The organism is Rhodobacter sp. P1_C2, from assembly GCF_056406375.1.
The window spans coordinates 182,232-204,774 of record NZ_JBFUAG010000004.1 but is presented as its reverse complement, the minus strand read 5'-3'; the positions used below and the strand labels follow the sequence as shown (position 1 = coordinate 204,774).

The 22,543-nt window shown below is 66.5% G+C and carries 21 protein-coding genes, 2 tRNA genes and 1 riboswitch; of the genes, 12 read left to right on the top strand and 11 right to left on the bottom strand.

Annotated elements, in window-relative coordinates:
- Positions 1-27: 27 nt before the first annotated feature.
- From gloB to AC1DZT_RS08090, 3 genes are all read left to right on the top strand, one after another.
- The gene (gene gloB, locus AC1DZT_RS08100; RefSeq protein ID WP_478006109.1) at positions 28-795 is read left to right on the top strand and encodes a hydroxyacylglutathione hydrolase; all 768 of its coding nucleotides are present in this window, start codon (positions 28-30) and stop codon (positions 793-795) included.
- Between the two features lie 174 nt (positions 796-969).
- A complete protein-coding gene (clpA, locus tag AC1DZT_RS08095; protein WP_478006108.1) occupies positions 970-3,288 on the top strand; it encodes an ATP-dependent Clp protease ATP-binding subunit ClpA in 2,319 nt (772 codons plus the stop codon).
- Between the two features lie 8 nt (positions 3,289-3,296).
- Positions 3,297-4,229 carry a M23 family metallopeptidase gene (locus AC1DZT_RS08090; RefSeq protein ID WP_478006107.1) on the top strand — a complete coding sequence of 311 codons (933 nt, stop codon included), beginning with the start codon at positions 3,297-3,299 and terminating at the stop codon, positions 4,227-4,229.
- Here AC1DZT_RS08090 and AC1DZT_RS08085 read toward each other — a convergent pair.
- Entirely contained in the window at positions 4,226-4,891 is a 666-nt protein-coding gene (locus AC1DZT_RS08085; RefSeq protein ID WP_478006106.1) for a GntR family transcriptional regulator, read from the bottom strand. The two genes, AC1DZT_RS08090 and AC1DZT_RS08085, sit on opposite strands and share 4 nt — an antisense overlap.
- A gap of 31 nt (positions 4,892-4,922) precedes the next feature.
- Positions 4,923-5,609 (bottom strand): M48 family metallopeptidase, encoded by a 687-nt coding sequence (locus AC1DZT_RS08080; RefSeq protein WP_478006105.1) that lies wholly within the window; start codon positions 5,607-5,609, stop codon positions 4,923-4,925.
- A gap of 142 nt (positions 5,610-5,751) precedes the next feature.
- Here AC1DZT_RS08080 and AC1DZT_RS08075 point away from each other — a divergent pair, with 142 nt between their 5' ends.
- Both AC1DZT_RS08075 and AC1DZT_RS08070 read left to right on the top strand, forming a co-directional pair.
- A complete protein-coding gene (locus AC1DZT_RS08075; protein WP_478001905.1) occupies positions 5,752-6,087 on the top strand; it encodes a TIGR02300 family protein in 336 nt (111 codons plus the stop codon).
- 138 nt (positions 6,088-6,225) lie between these two features.
- A tRNA-Ala gene (locus AC1DZT_RS08070) sits at positions 6,226-6,301 on the top strand.
- Positions 6,302-6,468: 167 nt separating this feature from the next.
- On the opposite strand, the gene AC1DZT_RS08065 is transcribed toward AC1DZT_RS08070, so the two are convergent.
- The 6 genes from AC1DZT_RS08065 to AC1DZT_RS08040 all read right to left on the bottom strand — a co-directional run bounded on the left by AC1DZT_RS08065 (position 6,469) and on the right by AC1DZT_RS08040 (position 10,100).
- Positions 6,469-6,544: transfer RNA gene (locus AC1DZT_RS08065), tRNA-Ala, on the bottom strand.
- Positions 6,545-6,659: 115 nt separating this feature from the next.
- A complete protein-coding gene (locus AC1DZT_RS08060; RefSeq protein WP_478006104.1) occupies positions 6,660-6,842 on the bottom strand; it encodes a hypothetical protein in 183 nt (60 codons plus the stop codon).
- 179 nt (positions 6,843-7,021) lie between these two features.
- Positions 7,022-7,672, bottom strand: a complete 651-nt coding sequence (locus AC1DZT_RS08055) for a response regulator (protein ID WP_478006103.1) — start codon at positions 7,670-7,672, stop codon at positions 7,022-7,024.
- Positions 7,669-9,072 (bottom strand): sensor histidine kinase, encoded by a 1,404-nt coding sequence (locus AC1DZT_RS08050; protein ID WP_478006102.1) that lies wholly within the window; start codon positions 9,070-9,072, stop codon positions 7,669-7,671. The genes AC1DZT_RS08055 and AC1DZT_RS08050 overlap by 4 nt, the downstream gene beginning before the upstream one ends.
- 4 nt (positions 9,073-9,076) lie before the next feature.
- Positions 9,077-9,403 (bottom strand): AzlD domain-containing protein, encoded by a 327-nt coding sequence (locus tag AC1DZT_RS08045; RefSeq protein ID WP_478006101.1) that lies wholly within the window; start codon positions 9,401-9,403, stop codon positions 9,077-9,079.
- Positions 9,393-10,100 (bottom strand): AzlC family ABC transporter permease, encoded by a 708-nt coding sequence (locus tag AC1DZT_RS08040; protein ID WP_478006100.1) that lies wholly within the window; start codon positions 10,098-10,100, stop codon positions 9,393-9,395. Before AC1DZT_RS08040 ends, AC1DZT_RS08045 begins: the two co-directional genes overlap by 11 nt.
- A 132-nt stretch (positions 10,101-10,232) precedes the next feature.
- Positions 10,233-10,321, top strand: a riboswitch (glycine riboswitch).
- A 170-nt stretch (positions 10,322-10,491) separates the two neighbouring features.
- Between AC1DZT_RS08040 and gcvT the strand changes: the two genes are divergently transcribed.
- From gcvT to gcvP, 3 genes are all read left to right on the top strand, one after another.
- Positions 10,492-11,628 (top strand): glycine cleavage system aminomethyltransferase GcvT, encoded by a 1,137-nt coding sequence (gcvT, locus tag AC1DZT_RS08035; protein WP_478006099.1) that lies wholly within the window; start codon positions 10,492-10,494, stop codon positions 11,626-11,628.
- 9 nt (positions 11,629-11,637) lie between these two features.
- Complete coding sequence (gene gcvH, locus AC1DZT_RS08030) at positions 11,638-11,997, top strand: glycine cleavage system protein GcvH (protein ID WP_478006098.1); 360 nt, start codon at positions 11,638-11,640, stop codon at positions 11,995-11,997.
- A gap of 102 nt (positions 11,998-12,099) precedes the next feature.
- Positions 12,100-14,940 (top strand): aminomethyl-transferring glycine dehydrogenase, encoded by a 2,841-nt coding sequence (gene gcvP, locus AC1DZT_RS08025; protein ID WP_478006097.1) that lies wholly within the window; start codon positions 12,100-12,102, stop codon positions 14,938-14,940.
- 301 nt (positions 14,941-15,241) lie between these two features.
- Here the strand turns inward: gcvP and gltX are convergent, their stop codons facing one another.
- Positions 15,242-16,579 (bottom strand): glutamate--tRNA ligase, encoded by a 1,338-nt coding sequence (gene gltX / locus AC1DZT_RS08020; RefSeq protein WP_478006096.1) that lies wholly within the window; start codon positions 16,577-16,579, stop codon positions 15,242-15,244.
- Between the two features lie 169 nt (positions 16,580-16,748).
- On the opposite strand from gltX, the gene AC1DZT_RS08015 reads away from it, so the two are divergent.
- The 3 genes from AC1DZT_RS08015 to AC1DZT_RS08005 all read left to right on the top strand — a co-directional run bounded on the left by AC1DZT_RS08015 (position 16,749) and on the right by AC1DZT_RS08005 (position 18,780).
- On the top strand, positions 16,749-17,159 hold the full coding sequence (locus tag AC1DZT_RS08015; protein ID WP_478006095.1) for a metallopeptidase family protein: 411 nt from the start codon (positions 16,749-16,751) through the stop codon (positions 17,157-17,159).
- Positions 17,160-17,238: 79 nt separating this feature from the next.
- Positions 17,239-17,811, top strand: coding sequence for a hypothetical protein (locus AC1DZT_RS08010; protein WP_478006094.1), 573 nt, complete (start codon positions 17,239-17,241; stop codon positions 17,809-17,811).
- Positions 17,812-17,820: 9 nt separating this feature from the next.
- The gene (locus AC1DZT_RS08005; RefSeq protein ID WP_478006093.1) at positions 17,821-18,780 is read left to right on the top strand and encodes a 1-phosphofructokinase family hexose kinase; all 960 of its coding nucleotides are present in this window, start codon (positions 17,821-17,823) and stop codon (positions 18,778-18,780) included.
- Positions 18,781-18,955: 175 nt separating this feature from the next.
- On the opposite strand, the gene AC1DZT_RS08000 is transcribed toward AC1DZT_RS08005, so the two are convergent.
- On the bottom strand, positions 18,956-19,273 hold the full coding sequence (locus AC1DZT_RS08000; protein WP_478006092.1) for a YnfA family protein: 318 nt from the start codon (positions 19,271-19,273) through the stop codon (positions 18,956-18,958).
- A 7-nt stretch (positions 19,274-19,280) separates the two neighbouring features.
- On the bottom strand, positions 19,281-20,939 hold the full coding sequence (locus tag AC1DZT_RS07995) for an NAD+ synthase (protein WP_478006091.1): 1,659 nt from the start codon (positions 20,937-20,939) through the stop codon (positions 19,281-19,283).
- 157 nt (positions 20,940-21,096) lie between these two features.
- Here AC1DZT_RS07995 and AC1DZT_RS07990 point away from each other — a divergent pair, with 157 nt between their 5' ends.
- Entirely contained in the window at positions 21,097-22,530 is a 1,434-nt protein-coding gene (locus tag AC1DZT_RS07990; protein ID WP_478006090.1) for an MORN repeat-containing protein, read from the top strand.
- Positions 22,531-22,543: the final 13 nt, after the last annotated feature.

Below are 22,543 nucleotides of genomic sequence, written 5' to 3'. Positions count from 1 at the left end.
CTTTCGGCCCAGGTCAGGAATCCCCCCATGCCGCTTGAACTCGTCACCGTTGCCTGCCTTTCGGACAATTACGCCTATCTGATCCACGATGCCGAAAGCGGCGAGACTGCCGTGGTCGACGTGCCGGAGGCGGGGCCGATTCTGGCGGCGCTCCAGGCGCGGGGCTGGCAGCTCGACCTGATCCTGATCACCCACCACCATGCCGACCATATCCAGGGCGTGGCGGAGCTTGTCGCCGCCACCGGCGCGCGCGTCTACGGCGCCGCCGCCGACGCCCACCGCCTGCCGCCCCTTGACCGCGCCTTGGTCGAGGGCGACAGCGTGACCGTCGGCGCCGAAGCCGGGTACGTTCTGGATGTTTCCGGCCACACGATGGGGCATATCGCCTTCATCTTCCCGGATGCGAACCTGGCCTTCACCGCAGACAGTCTGATGTCCGGCGGCTGCGGCCGCTTGTTTGAGGGCAGCCCCGATACTATGTGGGCCTCACTGACCAAACTCGCCGCGCTTCCGGGCGAGACGCTGATCTGCTCGGGCCACGAATATACCGCGAGCAACCTGCGTTTCGCCGCCACCGTCGAACCTTCCAACCCCGACCTTCAGGCCCGCATCGCCCGCGTGACGGCGGCAAGGGCCAAGGGCGAATCCACCGTGCCGGTTCTTCTGTCCGAAGAACTGGCCACCAACCCCTTCCTGCGCGCCCCGCTGGCCTCGGTGAAGGCCGCGGTCGGCATGGCAGAGGCCTCCGACGCCGCGGTTTTCGCGGAAATCCGGGCGCGAAAGGACAAGTTCTGACCAGCCCGCATCACTTTTTGTGGGTCATCCCCCGCCAAGTGCGATTTCGTGTGAAATAGCACTTGAAGATCGGCGTAGAAAACCGATCCTTAATCATATGAGGCCACGGTCAAGGCAGGCCCGAACGATCCCCGATCGGGTTATGCCGACCTGCAGGACAGGAGCACGACGCAAGTGCCGACATTTTCGACAACCCTCGAGCAAGCCATCCATGGCGCCCTGGCGCTGGCGAATGCCCGCCGCCATGAACTGGCCACGCTGGAACATCTGCTGCTCTCGCTGACCGACGAGCCTGACGCCTCCCGCGTCATGAAGGCCTGCTCGGTTGACCTCGATGCGCTGAAGAAGACCCTGACCGATTTCATCGACGATGATCTCTCCACCCTCGTCACCGATGTCGAAGGCTCCGAAGCGGTGCCGACGGCGGCTTTCCAGCGCGTGATCCAGCGTGCCGCGATCCATGTGCAATCCTCCGGCCGGACCGAAGTGACCGGGGCCAATGTTCTGGTCGCGATCTTTGCCGAACGCGAATCGAACGCCGCCTATTTCCTGCAGGAACAGGACATGACCCGTTACGACGCGGTCAATTACATCGCCCATGGCGTGGCCAAGAACCCCTCCTTCGGCGAGGCGCGCCCGGTGTCGGGCGCCGATGAACACCACGAAACCCCCAAGGCCGAGGCGGGCGAAGCCAAGGAATCCGCGCTGTCGAAATACTGCGTCGATCTGAACGACAAGGCGGTCAAGGGCGATGTCGACCCCCTGATCGGCCGCGAGGCCGAGGTGGAGCGTGCGATCCAGGTCCTGTGCCGCCGTCGCAAGAACAACCCCCTGCTGGTGGGCGACCCCGGCGTGGGCAAGACGGCGATCGCCGAGGGCCTCGCCCTCAAGATCGTGCGTGGCGAGACGCCGGAGATTCTGGCCGGAGCCACGATTTTCAGCCTCGACATGGGCGCATTGCTCGCCGGGACCCGTTATCGCGGCGACTTTGAAGAGCGTCTGAAGGCGGTCGTCAAGGAAATGGAGGATCACCCCGACGCGATCCTCTTCATCGACGAGATCCACACCGTGATCGGCGCCGGCGCCACCTCGGGCGGGGCGATGGATGCCTCGAACCTGCTGAAACCCGCGCTGCAGGGCGGCAAGCTGCGCTGCATGGGTTCGACCACCTACAAGGAATTCCGTCAGCACTTCGAAAAGGACCGCGCGCTGAGCCGCAGGTTCCAGAAGATCGACGTGAACGAGCCTTCGGTCGAGGATTCGGTCAAGATCCTGATGGGTCTGAAACCCTATTTCGAAGAGCATCACGACCTGCGCTATACCCATGACGCGATCAAGGCCGCGGTCGAACTTTCCGCCCGCTACATCCATGACCGCAAGCTGCCCGACAAGGCGATCGACGTGATCGACGAGGCGGGGGCGGCGCAGCATCTCTTGACCGAATCCAAGCGCCGCAAGACCATCGGCCAGAAAGAGATCGAGGCTGTCGTGGCCAAGATCGCCCGCATCCCGGCGAAATCGGTGTCCAAGGACGATGCCGAAGTGCTGCGCGATCTGGAAAAGAACCTCAAGCGCGTGGTCTTCGGCCAGGACAAGGCGATCGAGGCTTTGTCCTCGGCGATCAAGCTTGCCCGCGCTGGCCTGCGCGAGCCGGAAAAGCCGATCGGCAACTATCTCTTCGCGGGCCCGACCGGTGTCGGCAAGACAGAGGTCGCCAAGCAGTTGGCGAGCATCCTCGGCGTGGAACTCCTGCGCTTCGACATGTCGGAATATATGGAGAAGCACGCGGTCTCCCGCCTGATCGGCGCCCCGCCCGGCTATGTCGGCTTTGACCAGGGCGGCATGCTGACCGATGGCGTCGACCAGCACCCGCATTGCGTTCTGCTGCTGGACGAGATCGAAAAGGCCCACCCGGATGTCTACAACATCCTTCTGCAGGTGATGGACCACGGCAAGCTGACCGACCACAACGGGCGGCAGGTCGATTTCCGCAATGTGGTGCTGATCATGACGACCAACGCGGGCGCCTCGGATGCCGCCAAGGCCGCCATCGGCTTTGGCCGCGACAAGCGGACGGGCGAGGATACCGCCGCTATCGAACGCACCTTCACGCCGGAGTTCCGCAACCGTCTGGACGCGGTGATCGCCTTCTCCTCGCTGGGCAAGGACATCATCCGTTCGGTCGTCGAGAAGTTCGTCATGCAGCTGGAAGCGCAGCTGATGGATCGTGGCGTCCATATCGACCTGACCCCCGAAGCCGCCGACTGGCTGGGCGACAAGGGCTACGACGACAAGATGGGCGCGCGTCCCTTGGGCCGCGTGATCCAGGAACACATCAAGAAGCCGCTGGCCGAGGAACTGCTGTTCGGCAAGCTGACCAAGGGCGGTCTCGTGCATGTTGGCGTCAAGGATGACACCATCGTGCTGACCTACGAGGAACCCGCCAAGCCGCGCCTGACCGGCTCCAAGCCGCCGCTTCTGACGGCGGAATGATTGGTGGAATGATCAGGGGACTGCTTCTGACTTTGGCCCTCGCCACACCGGCGGGGGCCTTTGAATTGAACTGGCCCCTCGCCTGCACTCTGGGCAAATCCTGCTACATCCAGCACTACGTCGACCGCGACCCCGGCCCCGAGGACCGCGATTTCACCTGCGGCACCCTCAGCTACGACGGCCACGACGGCACCGACATCGGCCTGCCCAACCGGGCGGCGATGGCGGCGGGGGTGGCGGTTCTGGCGGCGGCCCCCGGCAAGGTGCGCGGCATCCGCGACGGCATCGCCGATTTTCTGCCGCCGGTCCCGGGCAAGGAATGCGGCAACGGCGTCCTGATCGAGGATGGCGATGGCTGGCAGACGCAATATTGCCATATGAAACAAGGCTCTGTCGCGGTGCGCCCCGGGGATGAGATCACGGTGGGGCAAACACTCGGCCTCGTCGGCCAGTCCGGCGCCGCCGACTTCCCGCATCTGCATCTGACGCTGCGCCACAAGGGCGCCGTCGTGGACCCTTTCGCCCCCGATCAGGCCAGCTGCGGCCCGACCGCCTCCCCCGGCCTCTGGGCCAATCCGCTGCCTTATCAGCCGGGCGGGTTCCTCTCTGCCGGGTTCAGCGCCGAGGTGCCGCAGTTCGATGCGATCAAGGCGGGCCTTGCGACCCCATCCCTGCCGCGCAGCGCCCCTGCCCTCGTCCTCTGGGCCGAGGTCTATGGCGGGCAGGCCGGGGATGAACTGCGCTTTGCCATCGCCTCCTCCCGGGGCGAGGTGATGCTGCAGACCACGTCAAGGCTGGAGCGGACCCAGGACCTGCTCTTCCGCGCCGCTGGGTCCAGATTGCACGAGGATCTGACGCCCGGCACCTATGCCGGCTCTGTCCGCCTGCTCCGCAAGGGGGTGGAGGTCGACCGCATCGCCACCAAAGTCACGGTCGATTAACTCGCCAGATGCCGCAGGCCCTGCGTCACATCGGTGCGCACGGCCAGCCGCAGGCCCGGCTCGTCCCCCGCCCGCAAGGCCGCGAGGATCAGCCGGTGGTGGTGCGGCACATCGCGGCGGCGCAATTTGTCGTAAAGCGCGCGCATCGTCGGGCCAAGCTGCAGCCAGACCGTCTCGCAGATAGCCAGCATCGCGGGCGTCTGGGCGCGCAGGTAAAGCGTGCGGTGAAACTCCAGATTGGTGCGGACATAGGCCACCGCATTGTGGTTCATCACCGCCTCCTGGTTCAGCGCGTTGATCGCGGTCAGCCGGTCGATCAAGGCAAAGTGGGCGCGGGGCAAGGCGCGCGAGGCCATCTCCGGCTCCAGCAGGGCGCGAATCGCGGCCAGTTCCTCAATCCGCTCTGGCGAGAGTTCCGGCGTCGAGATCCGGCCTGAGGAAGAGATGGTCAGCGCCCCCTCGGCCGCCAGCCGGCGCACCGCCTCGCGCGCCGGGGTCATCGACATATCGTGCTGTGCGGCCAGCCCGCGCAGCGTCATCGACAGGCCCGGCGCCAGTTCGCCATGCATGATCTGCTGGCGCAAGAGCCGGTAGAGCCGCTCATGCGCCGGGGCGGAGGGATCGGCGAGCCGGAGGGTCGCGGGGCGCGGAGAGGTGGTCATCCCCCGACCCAAGCAAAGGCCGCGCCCCGCGTCAAGCGTCGAAGCGGTAGGAGTGCAGGCGCGCGCCCTGGGCATGCAGCCAGGCCCGCTCACGCTCCCACCCCGGAAACAGGCGCGCGACCACGGCCCAGAAATCGGCGGAGTGATTCATTTCCACCAGATGGGCGCATTCGTGCGCTGCGACATAGGACAGGACCGAGGGCGGCGCCATGATCAGCCGCCAGGAATACATCAGGTGCCCCTCATGGCTGCACGAGCCCCAGCGCGACCTTGTGTCGCGCAGGGTGATCCGGCTGACCCGGCGGCCCAGAAGCCCGGCATAGTGGTCAGAGGCGGCGGCCAGGCGGTCGCGGGCCATGGCGCGCAGGAAGGCGGCGGTGCGGGCGGCGGCCTGGGCGGCATCGCCGGGCAGGAACAGCGAATCACCCTCCAGCCGCGGCGCACGACCCGTTCCGGGGCAAAGTGTGACCTCGCGCCCCTCGAAGAGCACCGTGCTGCCGAAGCTGATCGCGCTCGGCCGGCGCTGCTTTGCCAGGGCGGCGCGCAGCCAGCCTTCCTGGGCGCGGGCGAAGTCCATCGCCTCGGATTCGCGGGCGCGCGGCGGCAGCGACAGGGTCACCCGCCCGTCAAGTGACGAGACTCGCAAGGAAAATCGCCGCGCCCGGGCGGACCGGCGCAGGGTGATCTCGACAGGCGGGGTTCCGGGAAGGACGGGCATGGCACCTCTTGCAATGGCAGGCCACAATACCCAGATCTGGCCCTGCCACAACCGCTGCCGCAGGCGTAGAAAAGCCTTTGACAGTGCGGATCGCCTGTGGCAAGCGAACGTTTCTCTGGCACATAGCCTAGCAAGGATGACCATGCCCAAAGCTGAATGGGGCACGAAGCGGATCTGCCCGACCACTGGCAAGCGCTTCTATGACCTGAACCGTTCGCCGATCGTCAGCCCCTACACGGGCGAGGTCGTCGATATCGAAAGCGCGCGCCGCAAGATGGCCGCCTCGGTGATCGCGCGAGTCGCACCTGAAAAGGACGATGACGTTCTGGTCGATGACCTGGACGCCGATGATGATCTGCTGACGCCCGGCGTTGCCGATGATGCGGAGCTGGACGACGAGCTTCTGGAAGAAGACGCCGACGACAATGTGTCGCTCGACGATCTGACCGAAGTGCCCGGCGACGAAGAGGAAGTCTAAACAAGGGGTTGGGGGCGATTTTTCGGGAAGTGCATTTTTCCTCTTGCACCCCCCGCCGCCCCCGCCTAATAAGCCGCCACGACGCGCCCAGCGTCGCCGATCGAAAGATCGGACGATCGCAAGATCGGCAGGTTGAACGGGGTCATAGCTCAGATGGGAGAGCGCTTGAATGGCATTCAAGAGGTCGGGAGTTCGATCCTCCCTGGCTCCACCAACCTTCCAAACGGCTGACAGGGCGTCCTTCGGGACGCCCTTTCCGTTTGTGCTTTGCCTGTCGAGTCCAAGTCGGTGTGCAGCGACCTGTCGCAGATGACAGCACGCGCAATACCCGGCCCGCAGCTCATTTGCCGCGCCGGGTCACGTCTGCCAATGTGAGGAATTTGGTGGAGCAAAGGGGGATCGAACCCCTGACCTTATCATTGCGAACGATACGCTCTCCCAACTGAGCTATTGCCCCATCCGCGACCCGGTTTGTGGGCGAATTGCGCCGGATTGTCAAGGCGGCTGCGCAACTTGTGCGGCGGGACGGGCGGCCCCGGGGGAGGCCGCCCGTCCGTGGCCCGAAGCGGGGCTCAGGGATGGGTGACGCCCGAGGTTTCGGTCTTGTCGCGGGTGGAATCGGTGCCGCGGCCGCGGCGGTCGATGGCGGCGTGGCTGTCGAGGGTCAGCACCGGCGCCGTGGTCGCGGCCTGCAGCGGGGCCAGGGGCGTCAGGGACAGGGCGGCGAGCGTGGTGGCGAGGATGAGGGATTTCATGGCGAAGTCTCCGTTCGGGGGTTGGGGAGCGTTTCGGTCTGCTCCGGTCCCTACACTCTAGGGATTCGCCCCCGCTTCGGGCACCGACCGAGGGCCGGCGATCCACGCCTTCTTTTGCGACCTAGGTCGGGCCGGTTTTCAGACCTTTGCCCCGCCCTTGCCCCCTGCCCGCACCCGGCTCAGCCCTTCAGATGCGCCCGGGCCAGCATGGCGGCCTCGACCCGGTTCCTGACCTGCAGCTTCTGCAGGATCGAGGTCATGTAATGCTTGACGGTCTTCTCCTGCAGGTCCAGCGCCTCGCCGACCTCGCGGTTGGACTTGCCCTGCGCCACCAGCTTCAGGATGTCCTCCTCGCGCTTGGTGAGGTCCTCCAGCGGGTTGGGTGCGGCCGCGGGGGCCTGCGGGCGGCGCAGCGCCACCAGAAGCCGCCCGGCCAGCCCGGGAGAGACATAGGACCGCCCGGCCGCCAGTTCGCGCACGAGGTCGGCCAGCTCCCCGGCACCGACGCCCTTCAGGATATAGCCCAGCGCGCCGAGCTTGATCGCCTGCATCAGGTCCTCGTCGCTTTCCGAGGCGGTCAGCATCGCCACGCGGGGCGGGTTTTCCATCTGCAGGATGCGGGCCAGCGCCGCCAGACCGCCGCCCTTGGGCATCGAGATGTCCAACAGCACCACATCGGGCCGCGCGCGCAGCACGACCTCGGCAGCCTCCTCGCCATCCTTGGCCAGGCCCACCACCTCGATCCCGCCGGCATCCTCGAGGCTGCGCACCAGGCCCTCGCGGTAGATCGGATGGTCGTCAGCCAGCACGATTCGGATCACATCGGTCATTCCACGCCCCTCAAATCCAGTTCCATCCGCAATTCCGCCCCCGGCAGCCCATCCTGCCTGCGGCCCAGTGTCAAATGCCCGCCGAGGCTTTCGACCCGCCCGGCGAGGCCGGCAAGCCCCAGACCATAGCGCCCCTCGGTCAGATCGTCTTCTGCCGGATCGCTGCCGAGCCCGGGGCCGAGACCCGGGCCGCTGTCGCGCACGACGACGCGCAGGGTCTGCGCCGCCTCGGTCAGGGTGACCTCCTGCCCCTTGCCCTCGCCATGGCGCCAGGCATTGGTCAGCCCCTCCTGTACCACACGGCCGATGCAGATCTTCACCGCGATCGGCAGATCCCGTGCGGGCAGCGCCATGGTCAGGGCAACTTCGCTATGGGTCCGGGCGGCATGGGCATCGACGAGGCCCTGGATCACCTCGGCCAGATCGCGCCTTTCGATATCGGGCAGCGACACCCCGCGCGAGATGGTGCGGATCTCGGTGATCGCCTCGCGCACCGCCTTTTCGATGCCGTCGATCTCGGCCTGGGCCTTGGGGCTGGCGGCCTCGCGGCGCAGCGCGTCCAGACGCAGGGCGGCAAAGCCGATCAGCTGGGCCGGGCCGTCGTGCAGATCGGCCCCGATCCGGCGCAGCGCCTGATCGTTCAGCTGCGAGAATCGCGCCGCCGCCCCCTGCACCTTCAGCCGCAGGGTGACATTGCGGGCGGCCATCTCGCTGAGGTCGACGATCTGGCGGTCGATGATCCGGTTGCCGCGCAGGACGATGGCAAAGAGGCTGGCGAAGATCGCGGCCATCACCAGGCAGACCGCAAGCCAGCTGGTCATCCGCGCCATGGTCAGATCGGATTGCAGCTGGGTCGCGACCTCGTAGAACTCGGCAATCGCGATGATCTCGCCGGATTGGCGGGCGCGGATCGGGGCATAGATCTGCAGCAGGGGGATGCCCAGCGCCTGTTCGGCGATGTTCTCGTCCTCGTCCAGCTTGTCGAAGGAGCCTACGACCTGCCCGGCCCAGGCCTGTTTGATGTCCTCGCTGCCGGGAAAGGTCTTGCCGATGATGTCGGGGTCCGAGGCCGCCACGACCTTGGCGCCCTTGACCCAGATCTTGAAGCTGACCACCCGGCTGCCCAAAGGCGTGTCGTGCAAGAGCCGCGCGATCGCCGCCGCATCCTCGGGCGTCAGATGGTCCGAGGTGGCAAGCTCTTGGATAAGCGGGGAAAAGAAGCTTTCCATATAGAGGGCGGTCGCATTGGCGGTGTTGCGCACCACATCGGTCTTGATCCGGCCCGAGACCCAGAAGCCCACGACCAGCGCCGCCAGAACCATGACCAGACCGCCCGCCAGCGCGAATTGCCCGGCAAGCGACAGGTCAGACCAGCTGCGGCGCGGGCGGCTTTGGGTCATGCCCTCACCCCATGCCCAGGGCGGCGGCAATCCCGCAGGCCAAGGCGCCCGCCAGCGTCGCAAAGACGACCGAGCGGCGCCAGAGATAGGCCAGAAGCACTGCCAGCACCCCCACCGCCGACCTGCCCTGCACGGCGCCTGAGGCATGGACCAGTGGCAGCATCTCGGCCACGAAGAGGGTGGCAATTGCCGCAGGCCCGGTCGCCGCCAGAAACCGCGCCGGAACGCCATGCGGTGAAAGGTCGTTCAGATTGGCCCGCAGCGGCAGAAACCGCCAGAGATAGGTCAGCCCCCCGGCCAGCAGCGCCAGTTCCAGCACGTCACTGCGCATGGCTTGCCCTCCGCAGCGGCAGTGCGATGCCGGAAAGCGCCCCGGCGATCATCCCGGCGAAAAGCCCGGCCGTGCCGGAAAAGGCCCAGGTCCCCGCCATGGTGGCCAGCCCGGCCACCATGATCACCGGCACCTGCCTGCCGTTGAGGATCGACAGAAGCAGCGCCAGGAACAGCGCCGGCAGCATAAAATCCAGACCCGCGCCGACCGCGGGCCATTGCTCCAGCGCGCCGCCTCCGGCCCAGGCCCCCGCCGCCGTGCCCGCAAGCCAGGAGCCATAGGCGCAAAAGCCGAGGACCAGCATGAAGGCCTCCGAAAAGCGCTGGCCTTTGCCGAAGGCGCCGAGGGCCGCGCCGAAGACCTCATCCGTCAGGGTGAAGGCCCAGGCCCAGGACCAGCGCCGCGTCGCCCCGGCCCCGGCCTTCTGCAGCAGGGTCGGCCCGTAGAGCAGATGCCGCAGGTTCATCGCGGCCAGCGTCAGCCCGGCGGCCAGCACCGGCGCGCCACTGGTGACGAGGGCGATGGCGAGGAACTGCGAGGCCCCGGCAAAGACGATCAGCGACAGGCTGAATGCCTCCAGCCCCGACAGGCCCTGCCGGGTCGCGGCCACACCAAAGGAAAAGGCGATGGGGAAATAGCCCAGCACCAGGGGAAAGGCGGCCTGCAATCCGGCCCGGACGGGAAATGTGTCACGCATCGCTCAAGCGGTAGCCACCCCCGCCCCCGCCTGTCAAGTTGAGCGGCCCCGATCCGGCCCGTCGCCGCCGCCGCTTTTCCGGGCCGCCACTTTCCCTCTTGCCAATTCCGACGCTTCACGCCTATTTTCCGACAGTCAGGTTCGGGAGAATCCAGCTCCGTGCTGGTGCCGAAGGAGCAACCGCCCCGGTAAACTCTCAGGCAAAAGAACCGTCCTGATCACGGAACTCTGGAGAGTGGTGCGCGCACCCGCCGAAGGGATAACGATCTCAGGCGCCTTGGCCCCCGACGGGACCGCAGGCAAGGACAGAGGGGGCATCGGGGGGCGGGGATCAGCCTGCCTCGAACGGTGCCGGCATGTATTTTTCCGGCGGAAGTATAGGGGGTTCGGCTTGTCCGACGAAACTCTGCACGCGCCTTTGCAGCGCCTGTGTCTGCATGACCTGCATGTGGCCTTGGGCGCGCGGATGGTGCCCTTTGCCGGCTATGAGATGCCGGTGCAATATCCGTCCGGGGTGATGAAGGAACATCTGCACACCCGGGAGGCCGCAGGCCTCTTCGACGTCAGCCACATGGGCCAGGTCATCCTGCGGCCGAAGAAAAGCCTGGCCGATCTGGCACTTGGGCTGGAGGCGCTGATCCCGGTCGATGTGCTGGACCTGCCCATGGGGCGCCAGCGCTATGGCATGTTCACCGATGCGACGGGCGGGATCCTCGATGACCTGATGTTCGCCAACCGGGGCGATCACCTCTTCGTCGTGGTCAACGCCGCCTGCAAGGTGGAGGACATCGCCCATATGAAGGCCAACCTCGCCGCCGTGGCCGAGGTGGTGCCCGTCACCGACCGCGCCCTTCTGGCGCTGCAGGGACCCAAGGCCGAAGCCGCCTTCGCCCGCCTCGTGCCCGAAGCCGCCGCGATGCGCTTCATGGACATGGCCTTCCTCGACTGGAACGGGGTGGAGCTTTGGGTCTCGCGCTCGGGCTATACCGGCGAGGATGGCTATGAAATCTCGGTCCCCGAAAACCGCGCCGAGGCCCTGGCGGAGGCGCTGCTCGGCCAGCCCGAGGTGCAGCCGATCGGCCTTGGCGCGCGCGACAGCCTGCGGCTCGAGGCCGGGCTTTGCCTTTACGGCCATGACCTTGACCAGACCACCACCCCGGTCATGGGCAATCTGACCTGGGCCATCTCGAAAGCCCGCCGCGCCAGCGGCAGCCGCCCCGGCGGCTTTCCCGGCGCCTCGCAGATCCTGCACGAACTCGCCCAGGGCCCCGACCGCCTGCGCGTCGGATTGCGCCCCGAGGGCCGCGCGCCGATGCGCGAGGGGACCGAGCTTTACGCCGGCTCCACGCTGGTCGGCAAGGTCACCTCGGGCGGCTACGGCCCCTCGGTCGCTGCCCCCGTCGCGATGGGATATGTGGCGGCCGCCCATGCCAAAGAGGGCACGCGCCTTGAAGCAGAATTGCGCGGCAAGCGTCTGCCTGTCACCATATGCGCCATGCCCTTCCACCCTACCTCCTACAAACGTTGAGGACTGAAGATGAAATACACCAAGGAACACGAATGGCTGCGCGTTGAAGGCGATCTGGTCGTGGTCGGGATCACCGAACATGCCGCCGCCCAGCTTGGCGATGTGGTCTTCGTCGAACTGCCCGAGGTCGAGACCGTGGTGGCCGAAGGCGACGAGGTCTGCGTGATCGAAAGCGTGAAGGCCGCTTCGGACATCCTGGCCCCCCTCGATGGCGAGATCGTCGCGGTGAACGAAAAGCTGGTCGATGCCCCGGCCCTGGTGAACGAAGACCCGACCGGCGCGGCCTGGTTCTTCAAGATCAAGATTGATGACCTCAGCGTCCTGGATGATTTCATGGACGAGGATGAATACAACGACCTGATCGGCTGACCCAAACCCGAATTTTCTGCGAAAATTCACCGTCTCGCGTCGCGCCCCTGAATTTTCGCAGAAAATTCGAGGCGGTTGGCGCTTTGCATCCAGGAGTCTGGCATGACTTTCACGCCCATCGACTACAACCCCTACGATTTCGCCAACCGCCGCCACATCGGCCCCTCCCCCGCCGAGATGGTGGAGATGCTGGAGGCCGTAGGCACGCCCACGCTCGAAAGCCTGATCGACGAGACCATCCCGCCCTCGATCCGCCAGCGTCTGGGCCTGGGCTGGGCGCCGCTCTCCGAACAGGACCTGCTGGCGCGGATGCGGGCGGTGGCCTCGCGCAACAAGGTGATGACCTCGCTGATCGGCCAGGGCTATTATGGCACTGTGACCCCGCCCGCGATCCAGCGCAACATCCTGGAAAACCCCGCCTGGTACACCGCCTATACCCCCTACCAGCCCGAAATTGCCCAGGGCCGCCTTGAGGCCCTGCTGAATTACCAGACCATGGTCTGCGACCTCACCGGGCTCGACATCGCCAATGCCAGCCTTCTCGACGAGGCCACCGCCGCCGCCGAGGCGATGACCATGGCCGAGCGCTGCGCCAAGTCCAAGGCCCGCGCCTTCTTTGTCGACGAGAACTGCCATCCCCAGACCATCGGCGTGATCAGAACCCGCGCCCTGCCGCTCGGGATCGAGGTCATCGTGGCCGCGCCCGAGGCCATGGAGGCCGCCAGCGTCTTCGGCGCGATTTTCCAATACCCGGGCACCTTTGGCGAGGTGCGCGACTTCACCGCCGAGATTGCCGCCCTGCATGAAAAGGGCGCGATTGCCGTCATGGCGACCGACCTTCTGGCCCTGACCCTGCTGAAAGAGCCCGGCGCCATGGAGGCGGACATCGCCATCGGCTCCAGCCAGCGCTTCGGCGTGCCGATGGGCTATGGCGGCCCGCATGCGGCGTTTTTCGCCTGCGCCGATGCGCTGAAACGCCAGATGCCGGGGCGGATCGTCGGCGTCTCGATCGACTCGCGCGGGAACAAGGCCTACCGGCTGGCCCTGCAAACGCGCGAACAGCATATCCGGCGCGAGAAAGCCACCTCCAACGTCTGCACGGCGCAGGCGCTGCTGGCGGTCATGGCCTCGATGTACGCGGTCTTCCACGGGCCGAAAGGCCTGCGCGCGATCGGCGAGCGGGTGCATTTCCGCGCCAACCGGATCGCCCGCGCCCTGATGGCGGCGGGCGCCAAGGTGACGCCCAAGGCCTTCTTCGACACGATCACGGTCGAGGTTGGTGTGGGGCAAGCGGGGATTCTCGCCGCTGCCCGGGCCGAGGGGCTGAACTTTCGCAAGATCGGCGCGGATCGGGTCGGGATCTCGCTTGACGAGACGACCGATGAACAGGTGCTGATCCGCATCCTGCGCACCTTCGGCATCGAGGGCGTGCCGCCGCACCGGGCGGAGCTTTCCTTCCCGGAGGAGATGCTGCGCACCTCCAGCTACCTCGATCACCCGATCTTCCACATGAACCGGGCCGAATCCGAGATGATGCGCTACATGCGCCGCCTGTCGGATCGCGACCTGGCGCTGGACCGGGCGATGATCCCGCTCGGCTCCTGCACGATGAAGCTGAACGCGGCGGCGGAGATGTTTGCGATCACTTGGCCGGAGTTTGCCAATATCCACCCCTTCGTGCCGGCGGATCAGGCGGCGGGCTATCATGAGGCAATCTCGGACCTGACCGAAAAACTCTGCGAAATCACGGGCTACGATGCATTTTCGATGCAGCCCAATTCGGGCGCGCAGGGGGAATATGCGGGCCTGATGACCATCCTCGCCTATCACCGGGCGCGGGGAGAGGCGCATCGCAAGATCTGTCTGATCCCGGTCTCGGCCCATGGCACCAACCCGGCCAGCGCGCAGATGGCGGGGATGCAGGTGGTGGTGGTCAAATCCTCGCCCAACGGCGATGTGGACCTGGAGGATTTCCGCGCCAAGGCCATGGCGGCGGGCGACAGGCTTGCCGCCTGCATGGTCACCTACCCCTCTACCCATGGGGTCTTCGAGGAAACCATCCGCCAGATCTGCGAGATCACCCATGAGTTCGGCGGCCAGGTCTATCTGGACGGGGCCAATATGAATGCGATGGTGGGTCTGGTGAAACCGGGCGAGATCGGCAGCGATGTCAGCCACCTGAACCTGCACAAGACCTTTGCCATCCCGCATGGCGGTGGCGGGCCGGGGATGGGGCCGATCGGGGTGAAATCCCACCTCGCCCCCTATCTGCCCGGCCATGCCCATACCGGCGGTGCCGAGGGTCCGGTGAGTGCCGCGCCCTATGGCTCTGCCTCTATCCTGCTGATTTCATGGGCCTATTGTCTGATGATGGGCGGCGAGGGCATCACCCAGGCGACGCGGGTGGCGATCCTCAACGCCAATTACATCGCGGCACGTCTGAAGGGGGCCTATCCGGTCCTGTTCATGGGCAACAAGGGGCGGGTGGCGCATGAATGCATCCTCGACACCCGGCCCTTCGCCGAGGCCGGGGTGACGGTGGATGACATCGCCAAACGCCTGATCGACAACGGTTTTCACGCGCCCACCATGTCCTGGCCGGTCGCGGGCACCCTGATGGTGGAGCCGACGGAATCCGAGACCAAGGCCGAGATCGACCGCTTCATCACCGCCTTGCTGGCGATCCGGGCCGAGATTGCCGAGGTCGAGCGCGGGGAGATCACGGCCGAGGACTCGCCCCTGCGCCATGCGCCCCATACGGTCGAGGATCTGGTGGCCGACTGGAGCCGGAAATACCCGCGCGAACAGGGCTGCTTCCCACCCGGCGCCTTCCGGGTCGACAAATACTGGCCGCCGGTGGGCCGGGTGGACAACGTCTGGGGCGACCGCAACCTGCAATGCATCTGCCCGCCGCTGGAAAGCTATGCCGAGGCGGCGGAATAGGGCAAGGGCTTGAGAACGCTGCGTTAAACCGGAAGGGCGGGACGGGTTCGGATGTCTTGAACCCGTCTTGCTTCCGTCTTCCCTCCGTCTCTACGCGCGCAGAGACGGGGGATCGTTAACCATGCGCCGCGAATCACGGGCGGGCCGCGATTTTTCGCCGAAAAATCGGGATTCGGGGGTCCAAATCGGGGTTCGGGGTTTCGATTTTTCTGCGAAAAATCCGGCGCAACGCGCCCGATCTTTCGCAGAAAGATCGCGGGCGGGGGAAGCGGCGCATCCGCGCGCGCCTCCTCCGCCGCTCTCAGTTGCCGGCTTTGATCACCTGCAGCAGCGGCATCAGGTCGGCCATCTCCGGCCCGGTCTCGCGCCCGGTGAGCGCCCGGCGCAGCGGGCGGTAGAGGCCCTTGCCCTTGCGCCCCGTGGCGGCCTTCACAGTCTCGGTCCAGTCGTGCCAGGTGCTTTGCGTCCAGGGCCGCGGCGGCAGCATCGCCACGGCATCGGCGACGAAACTCGCATCCTCGACATCGACCAGCGGCTCCGCCCCGTCGCGGAAGAGGTGCCACCAGCCTTCGAGATCCGACAGCAGCGTGATGTTCTCGCGCGCGACCTTCCAGAAATGCTCGGCCAGCTCGTCCGGCACCCCGATCGCCTTGATCTGATCCGCCACCGCCGCAAAGGGCAACGACTGGTTGTAATGGCGGGTCAGCGGCAAAAGGTCCTCGGCATCGAACTTGGTCGGGGCGGCGCCGAAGCTCGTCACGTCAAAGCCTGCGATCAGGTCGTCCATCGTATGGGCCAGCTCGACCGGTTTGGAGGAGCCGAGCCGCGCCATCAGGCTCAAGAGCGCCATGGCCTGGATGCCGCGCCCGCGCAGGTCGCGCAGGGCCAGCACGCCAAGGCGCTTGGACAGTTCCTCGCCCTGCGGGCCGGTCAAGAGCGAATGGTGTGCGAAGTCGGGCGGGGTGCCGCCCAGCGCCTTCATGATCTGGATCTGCGTGGCGGTGTTGGTGACATGGTCCGCCCCGCGCACGATATTGGTCACGCCCATGTCGATGTCATCGACCGAGGAGGCGAAGGTGTAAAGGATCTGGCCATCGGCGCGGATCAGGACCGGGTCCGATACCGAAGCCGCGTCGATCGAGATCGGGCCGAGGATGCCATCGTTCCACTCGATCCGTTCCAGATCGAGCTTGAAGCGCCAATAGCCCTCGCGCCCCTCGGCGCGGTAGGCGGCCTTCTCGGCCTCGGTCAGGTGCAGCGAGGCGCGGTCATAGACCGGCGGCTTGCCCATGTTCAGCTGCTTCTTGCGTTTCAGGTCCAGTTCGACCGGTGTCTCGAAACATTCGTAGAACCGGCCGACGGCCTTCAGCTCCTCGGCCGCCTCGCGGTAGCGGTCAAAGCGCAGGGATTGCTGTTCGATCCGGTCGTATTTCAGACCGAGCCAGGCCAGATCGGTGATCAGCCCATCGATATATTCCTGCTTGGAGCGTTCCTGATCCGTGTCGTCCAGCCGCAGGATGAAGGTGCCGCCCTGCTGTCGGGCGATCAGGTAGTTCATCAAGGCGGTGCGCAGATTGCCCACATGGATGAAGCCGGTGGGCGAAGGGGCGAAGCGGGTCACGGTCGGGCGCTGGGTCATGAGAACCTCCTGAAAGCGATCTTTCCCTGTCACGAGTGGCGGCAAATGTCCAGTTGGGCCGCATGAGGGCCATCACCTTTGCGTGCCCCCGGCCCACCGTGCCGCTTCCTTCTGCAAGGTGACGCATTCGGCCCTTGCGGTGGCAGCGCCAGCGCTTAAATCCAAGGGCATGACACGCACCCCCTCCTCCGCCGTGGCGCCCGATGCGCAGATGATCCTCGAGCTGGCCCAGGCCGCGCTGGAGGATCTGCCCGAGCCCTACCGCCTCGCCGCCCGCGAAGTGGCGCTGCGCATCGAGGATTTCGCCGAGGACGAGCTGCTTGAGGCGCTTGACATCAGCGATCCTTTCGAGCTGACCGGGCTTTATGACGGCGTGCCCCTGACCGAGAAGGACCTCTCCTCGCCGTCGCTGGAGAACGACCAGATCTTCCTGTTCCGCCGCCCGATCCTGGAGGAATGGGTGGAGCGCGGCAATGTCTCGCTGGCCGAGCTGGTGACCCATGTCATGGTCCATGAACTGGCGCATCATTTCGGCTGGACCGACACCGAGATCGCCAAGATCGACCCCTGGTGGGAATAACAGGCTTTCCTCTTGGCCTCGGGGCTTTTTTCTCGCTAACTAGGCGGAGAAATTCCGACGAGAAGGCAAGCCCAAGGTGATGCTCAGGACTTTGCTACCCGCCGCCCTCGTGGTGGTCATGGCGCTGCCGGCCCTGGCCGGGCCGGTCGCCGATGCGGCCAAGGCGATCGAGGGCAAGCTGGGCGATGGCGATGCGGCGGGCGCGCTTCTGGCGGCGGGCGATCTTTACGCCCAGGTCTGGGACCATAACGCGCAGATCGGCTTCACCCAGGCGACGCTCGTGGCCGAGAATGCCACGGGCTACGGCGTCTACAACCCGCGACCGACCAATGTCTTCAAGAAGGGCGAGCCGATCCTGATCTATTGCGAACCCTATGGTTTTGCCTATGGCGCACCGGGCGAGGGGCTGTATTCGGTCAATTTCTTCATCGACCTGCAGATCCTCGACGCCTCGGGCAACCAGCTGGCCAATGCGCCGAATGCCACCGAATACAACATGACCTCGCGCCATCAGAACCGCGAGGTGCAGTCCAACATCACCTATACGCTGGATGGCATCCAGCCGGGCCATTACACGCTGGTCACCACGCTGCGCGACAAGAACTCGCAGAAGGCCGGCAGTTTCCAAACCGCGATCGAGATCACCCAGTAAGGCGACAAGATGTCTCCCGCAGCCGCACAGACCCCGATCGTCACGCTGACCCTGAACCCGGCGCTGGACATGTCCAGCGAGGTGCCCGAACTCATCCCCGACCAGAAGCTGCGCTGCACCGAACCTTTGCTCGACCCCGGCGGCGGCGGGTTGAACGTCAGCCGGGCGATTGCGGCGCTTGGCGGCGAGAGCCTGGCGCTCGTGGCCCTCGGCGGGCTGACCGGCGACCGGCTGGCGGGCCTGATCCGCGAGGAGGGCGTGCCCTTTCTGGCCATGACCGCCCCGGGCGAGACGCGGCAAAGCCTGACCGTGACCGAGGTCAGCACCGGGCGGCAGTACCGCTTCATGCTGCCCGGCCCGATCTGGGCCGAGGCGGATCAGGAGCGCGTCTTCACCCTGTTGCGCGCCTCGGCCCGGCCGGGGGCCTTCGGCGTGATCTCGGGCAGCCAGCCGCCCGGCGTGCCGGTCGACTTTCCCGCCCGGCTGGCGCGGGCGATGCCGGGGCTGAACGTGGTGCTGGACACTTCGGGCCCGGCCCTGCACGAGGCGGTGGCCCATCCGATCCCCGGCCTTGCCATCCTGCGGATGGACGGGGCCGAGGCCGAGGCGCTGGCGGGCCGGCCCCTCGAAAGCCATGCAGCCACCGCCGATTTTGCCGAAGGTCTGGTCAGGGCCGGGGTCGCCCGCATGGTGGTGATCGCCCGCGGCGCCGAAGGCTCGGTTCTGGTCGATGCCAACCGGCGGCTCTTCACCACCGCGGCCCGGGTCAAGGTCAAATCCACCGTCGGCGCCGGAGACAGCTTTGTCGCGGGCCTGATCCTCAGCCTCGCCCGGGGCGAGACGCCCGAAGCCGCCCTCGCCATGGCCGCCGCCAGCGCCTCCTCTGCCGTGACGACCGATGCGACCCAGCTTTGCCGGCGGGAAGATGTGCTGCGGCTTCTGCCAGAATGCCGGGTAAGCCGCATCTGAGCCCCGGCGCCGGAGCGCGCTCCGCGGACCCGGCGGGGGGACTTCGCGTCCCCCCGCGTCGCAGCGTATCCGCTGCTCCGTCCCCCCTGCGGGATATTTATGGACCGATGAAAGGGAAAGAGCGCCCCTGCGCTTTCATTGGTCCCCAAATATCCCCGCCGGAGGCTCCGCCCTTTCAGCCGCGCGGCAGGAACAGGATCACCGCCACCCCGGCCAGGGCCAGCGCGCCGCCGGCCAGATCGGCGCGGTCGGGACGGGTGCCTTCGATCAGCCAGAGCCAGAGCAGCGAGGCGGCGATATAGATGCCGCCATAGGCCGCATAGGACCGCCCGGCGTGGACGGGCGGGGTCAGCGCCAGTAGTCCGGCGAAGGCGGCAAGGCAGAGCACGCCGGGCAGGAGCCAGAGGGCGGAGGCACCGCGCCACCAGCTCCACACCGCAAAGCAGCCGGCGATTTCGGCAAGCGCTGCGAGGGCGTAGAGGGCGAGGCTCACCCCGGCCTCACGACGGGTCGCGCCAGCGGTTGGCGATCGGATAGCGGCGGTCGAGCCAGAAGGCCTTGTTGGTGAGCCGCGTGCCGGGGGCCGACTGGAAGCGTTTGTATTCCGAGATGTAGAGGAGGTGTTCGATCCGCTTGACGGTGGCCTGATCGTAACCGCGGGCGACGATCTGGGCCACGGAAAGCTCCTCCTCCACCAGGCCATGCAGGATCGCGTCGAGGACCGGATAGGGCGGCAGGCTGTCCTCGTCCTTCTGGTTCTCGCGCAGTTCGGCGCTTGGCGGCTTTTCGATGACGCGGGGCGGGATCACCTCGCCCGCGGGCCCCATCATCCAGGGGCGGTGGTTGGCATTGCGCCAGCGGCAGGAGTCAAAAACCCGGGTCTTGTAGAGGTCTTTCAGCGGATTGTAGCCGCCGTTCATGTCGCCATAGATCGTGCAATAGCCCACCGCCATTTCCGACTTGTTGCCGGTGGTCAGGAGCATCTCGCCGAACTTGTTGGACAGCGCCATCAGAAGAAGCCCGCGCAGGCGGGACTGGATGTTTTCCTCGGTCACGCCCGCCTCGGTGCCCGCAAAGAGCGGCCCCAAAGCCGTGCCCACCGCGTCCTGCGGGCCGGAGATCGGGACCGTATCCAGCCTGGTGCCCAGGGCGCGCGCCACGGCTGCGGCATCCTCCAGCGAATGGGGCGAGGTGAAGCGCGAGGGCAGCATCACGCAGCGGACGTTGCCCGCGCCCAAGGCGTCCACCGCGATGGCCGCCACGATGGCCGAATCGACCCCGCCCGACAGGCCGAGCAGCACCTTGCCAAAGCCGGTCTTGCGGCAATAGTCGCGCAAGGACAGCACCATCGCATGGTAATCCGCCTCATGCGCCGAAGGCAGCAGGTCCATCCGGCCGGGCTTCGCGCGCCAGCCTTCGGGCGTTTCGATGAAATCGACATGTTCGACGCAAGCCTCGAACTGCGGCAGTTGCACCGCCAGCCCGCCGCCGGGGTTCAGGACGAAGGAGGCGCCGTCAAAGACCTGGTCATCCTGCCCGCCGATCATGTTGAGGTAGACCAGCGGCAATCCGGTCTCGACCACGCGGGCGACCATGAGATTGGTGCGCACCTCGGGCTTGCCGCGGTGATAGGGCGAGCCATTGGGGACGAAGAGGATCTCGGCCCCGGTCTCGGCCAGGGTCTCGGCGACATCGCTGTGCCAGGCATCCTCGCAGATCGGGATGCCGAGGCGGATCGGCCCCATCGGGATCGGGCCGGAGATATCGGCCGGGGTGAAGATGCGCTTTTCGTCGAAGACGCCGTCATTGGGGAGTTCGTGCTTCAGCACCGTGGCCGCGATCCGCCCGCCCTTCAGGATGTGATAGGCGTTGTAAAGCTTGCCATCCTTCAGCGCCGGGCCACCGATGCCGAGCGCCGGGCCATCGGCGCAATCGTCGGCGAGGATCGCCAGCCGGTCGAGCGCCGCCTCGGCAAAGGCGCGCTTCATGATCAGGTCCTGGGTCTGATAGCCGGTGATGAACATCTCGGTCAGGGCGACCATGTCGGCGCGGGCTTCCTTGCCGGTCTTCCAGGCCTCCAGCGCCAGGGCGGCATTGGCCTCCAAGGCACCCACGGTCGGGTTGGCTTGCACCACTGTCAGACGGAAGGTCGCTTGCATCGGTCTCTCCATGTTCCTTGCGGTTCTAGCAGGTTGTTCGGCAGGGAAAAGCCCGGGGATGCTGCGGCGCGCACCTGACGGGGTTGTGATCTGCGAGACTTGTCAGGTTACGGACCGGGGGCTAGGGTTCGCGCCGGTGTCGGTTGGGGAGATGGCGATGGCTTTGCGCAGCGGAATGGCGGTTCTGGGTCTTGCGGTCGGCCTTGCCGCGGCGCCCTTGGCCGCACAGGAGGTCGTCTCCAAACAGTACAGCGACGGGTCGATCTACGAAGGCACTTTCAAGAACGGCCGGCAGGATGGCACCGGCACCTACAAGTTGCCCAATGGCTATGAATATTCCGGCCAATGGGTCGATGGCGAGATCAAGGGCCAGGGCACGGCGCATTACCCCAATGGCTCGGCCTATGTCGGCATGTTTGCCAAGGGCCATCCCGAGGGCAAGGGCAAGATCACCTTTGCCGATGGCAGCACCTATGACGGCGACTGGAAGGACGGCGCCATGACCGGCCAGGGCACGGCGACCTATGCCGGGGGGGCCAAGTATGTCGGCGCCTTCGTCGAAGGCAAGCGCCAGGGCAAGGGGGTGATGACCGATGCCAATGGCACGACCTACGAGGGGGACTGGCTGGCAGGCGAGAAGGACGGCCAGGGCAAGATCACCAGCCCGGACGGCACCACCTATGAGGGCGGCTTCAAGGCCGGTCTGCGGGCGGGCACGGGCAAGCTGACCATGGCCGATGGGGTGAGCTATGACGGCGCCTGGGCCGCGGGCCAGATCAACGGCGAGGGCACGCTGAAACAGGCCAATGGCGACAGCTACACTGGCGGTTTCAAGGACGGCAAGCGCGAGGGCAAGGGCCGCGTCACCTATGCCGATGGCGATGTCTATGACGGCGACTTCAAGGCCGACCTGCGCGAGGGTCAGGGCAGTTTCACCGCCAAGGACCGTTCCTCCTATACCGGGGCCTGGGTCGCGGGTCGCCGCGAGGGCCAGGGCAAGATGACCTATCCCGATGGCGCGGTCTACGAGGGCAGCTTCAAGGCCGACCTGCCCGATGGCAATGGCAAGATCACCTATGCCGATGGGACGAGCTACGATGGCGCCTGGGTCGCGGGGGTGATCTCGGGCAAGGGGCGGGCGACATATGCCAATGGCCAGGCCTATGAGGGCGATTTCCTCGCCGGCAAGCCCGAGGGCCAGGGCACGATGACCTATGCCGATGGCTACAGCTACACCGGCAGCTGGAAAGCCGGCGCGCGCGAGGGGGAAGGGGTCGCCACCTATGCCGATGGCACGGTCTATACCGGCCATTTCACCGCCGGCGAGCGCGACGGCAAGGGCAAGCTCAAGGCCAAGGACGGCTTCACCTATGACGGCGACTGGAAGAACGGGGTGATCGAGGGCCAGGGCATCGCGACCTATCCCGGCGGCGCGGTCTATGAGGGCGCCTTCGTGGCGGGCCAGCGCGAGGGGCAAGGCAAGCTCACCTACCGCAAGGACCAGATCAGCGAGGGCGTCTGGAAACACGGCATCCTGATCGCCCCGCCCGAGGCCCCTGCCCCGGCAACGCCGGCGCCCTCGGGCAACTGAGCCGCCCGCCCGA

Excerpts from the sequence above, each read along its gene's own strand:
- gloB (WP_478006109.1), top strand. The coding sequence starts at position 28 with ATGCCGCTTGAACTCGTCACCGTTGCCTGCCTTTCGGACAATTACGCC.
- AC1DZT_RS08090 (WP_478006107.1), top strand. The coding sequence starts at position 3,297 with ATGATCAGGGGACTGCTTCTGACTTTGGCCCTCGCCACACCGGCGGGG.
- AC1DZT_RS08085 (WP_478006106.1), bottom strand. The coding sequence starts at position 4,891 with ATGACCACCTCTCCGCGCCCCGCGACCCTCCGGCTCGCCGATCCCTCC.
- AC1DZT_RS08080 (WP_478006105.1), bottom strand. The coding sequence starts at position 5,609 with ATGCCCGTCCTTCCCGGAACCCCGCCTGTCGAGATCACCCTGCGCCGG.
- AC1DZT_RS08075 (WP_478001905.1), top strand. The coding sequence starts at position 5,752 with ATGCCCAAAGCTGAATGGGGCACGAAGCGGATCTGCCCGACCACTGGC.
- AC1DZT_RS08060 (WP_478006104.1), bottom strand. The coding sequence starts at position 6,842 with ATGAAATCCCTCATCCTCGCCACCACGCTCGCCGCCCTGTCCCTGACG.
- AC1DZT_RS08055 (WP_478006103.1), bottom strand. The coding sequence starts at position 7,672 with ATGACCGATGTGATCCGAATCGTGCTGGCTGACGACCATCCGATCTAC.
- AC1DZT_RS08050 (WP_478006102.1), bottom strand. The coding sequence starts at position 9,072 with ATGACCCAAAGCCGCCCGCGCCGCAGCTGGTCTGACCTGTCGCTTGCC.
- AC1DZT_RS08045 (WP_478006101.1), bottom strand. The coding sequence starts at position 9,403 with ATGCGCAGTGACGTGCTGGAACTGGCGCTGCTGGCCGGGGGGCTGACC.
- AC1DZT_RS08040 (WP_478006100.1), bottom strand. The coding sequence starts at position 10,100 with ATGCGTGACACATTTCCCGTCCGGGCCGGATTGCAGGCCGCCTTTCCC.
- gcvH (WP_478006098.1), top strand. The coding sequence starts at position 11,638 with ATGAAATACACCAAGGAACACGAATGGCTGCGCGTTGAAGGCGATCTG.
- gcvP (WP_478006097.1), top strand. The coding sequence starts at position 12,100 with ATGACTTTCACGCCCATCGACTACAACCCCTACGATTTCGCCAACCGC.
- gltX (WP_478006096.1), bottom strand. The coding sequence starts at position 16,579 with ATGACCCAGCGCCCGACCGTGACCCGCTTCGCCCCTTCGCCCACCGGC.
- AC1DZT_RS08015 (WP_478006095.1), top strand. The coding sequence starts at position 16,749 with ATGACACGCACCCCCTCCTCCGCCGTGGCGCCCGATGCGCAGATGATC.
- AC1DZT_RS08010 (WP_478006094.1), top strand. The coding sequence starts at position 17,239 with ATGCTCAGGACTTTGCTACCCGCCGCCCTCGTGGTGGTCATGGCGCTG.
- AC1DZT_RS08005 (WP_478006093.1), top strand. The coding sequence starts at position 17,821 with ATGTCTCCCGCAGCCGCACAGACCCCGATCGTCACGCTGACCCTGAAC.
- AC1DZT_RS07995 (WP_478006091.1), bottom strand. The coding sequence starts at position 20,939 with ATGCAAGCGACCTTCCGTCTGACAGTGGTGCAAGCCAACCCGACCGTG.
- AC1DZT_RS07990 (WP_478006090.1), top strand. The coding sequence starts at position 21,097 with ATGGCTTTGCGCAGCGGAATGGCGGTTCTGGGTCTTGCGGTCGGCCTT.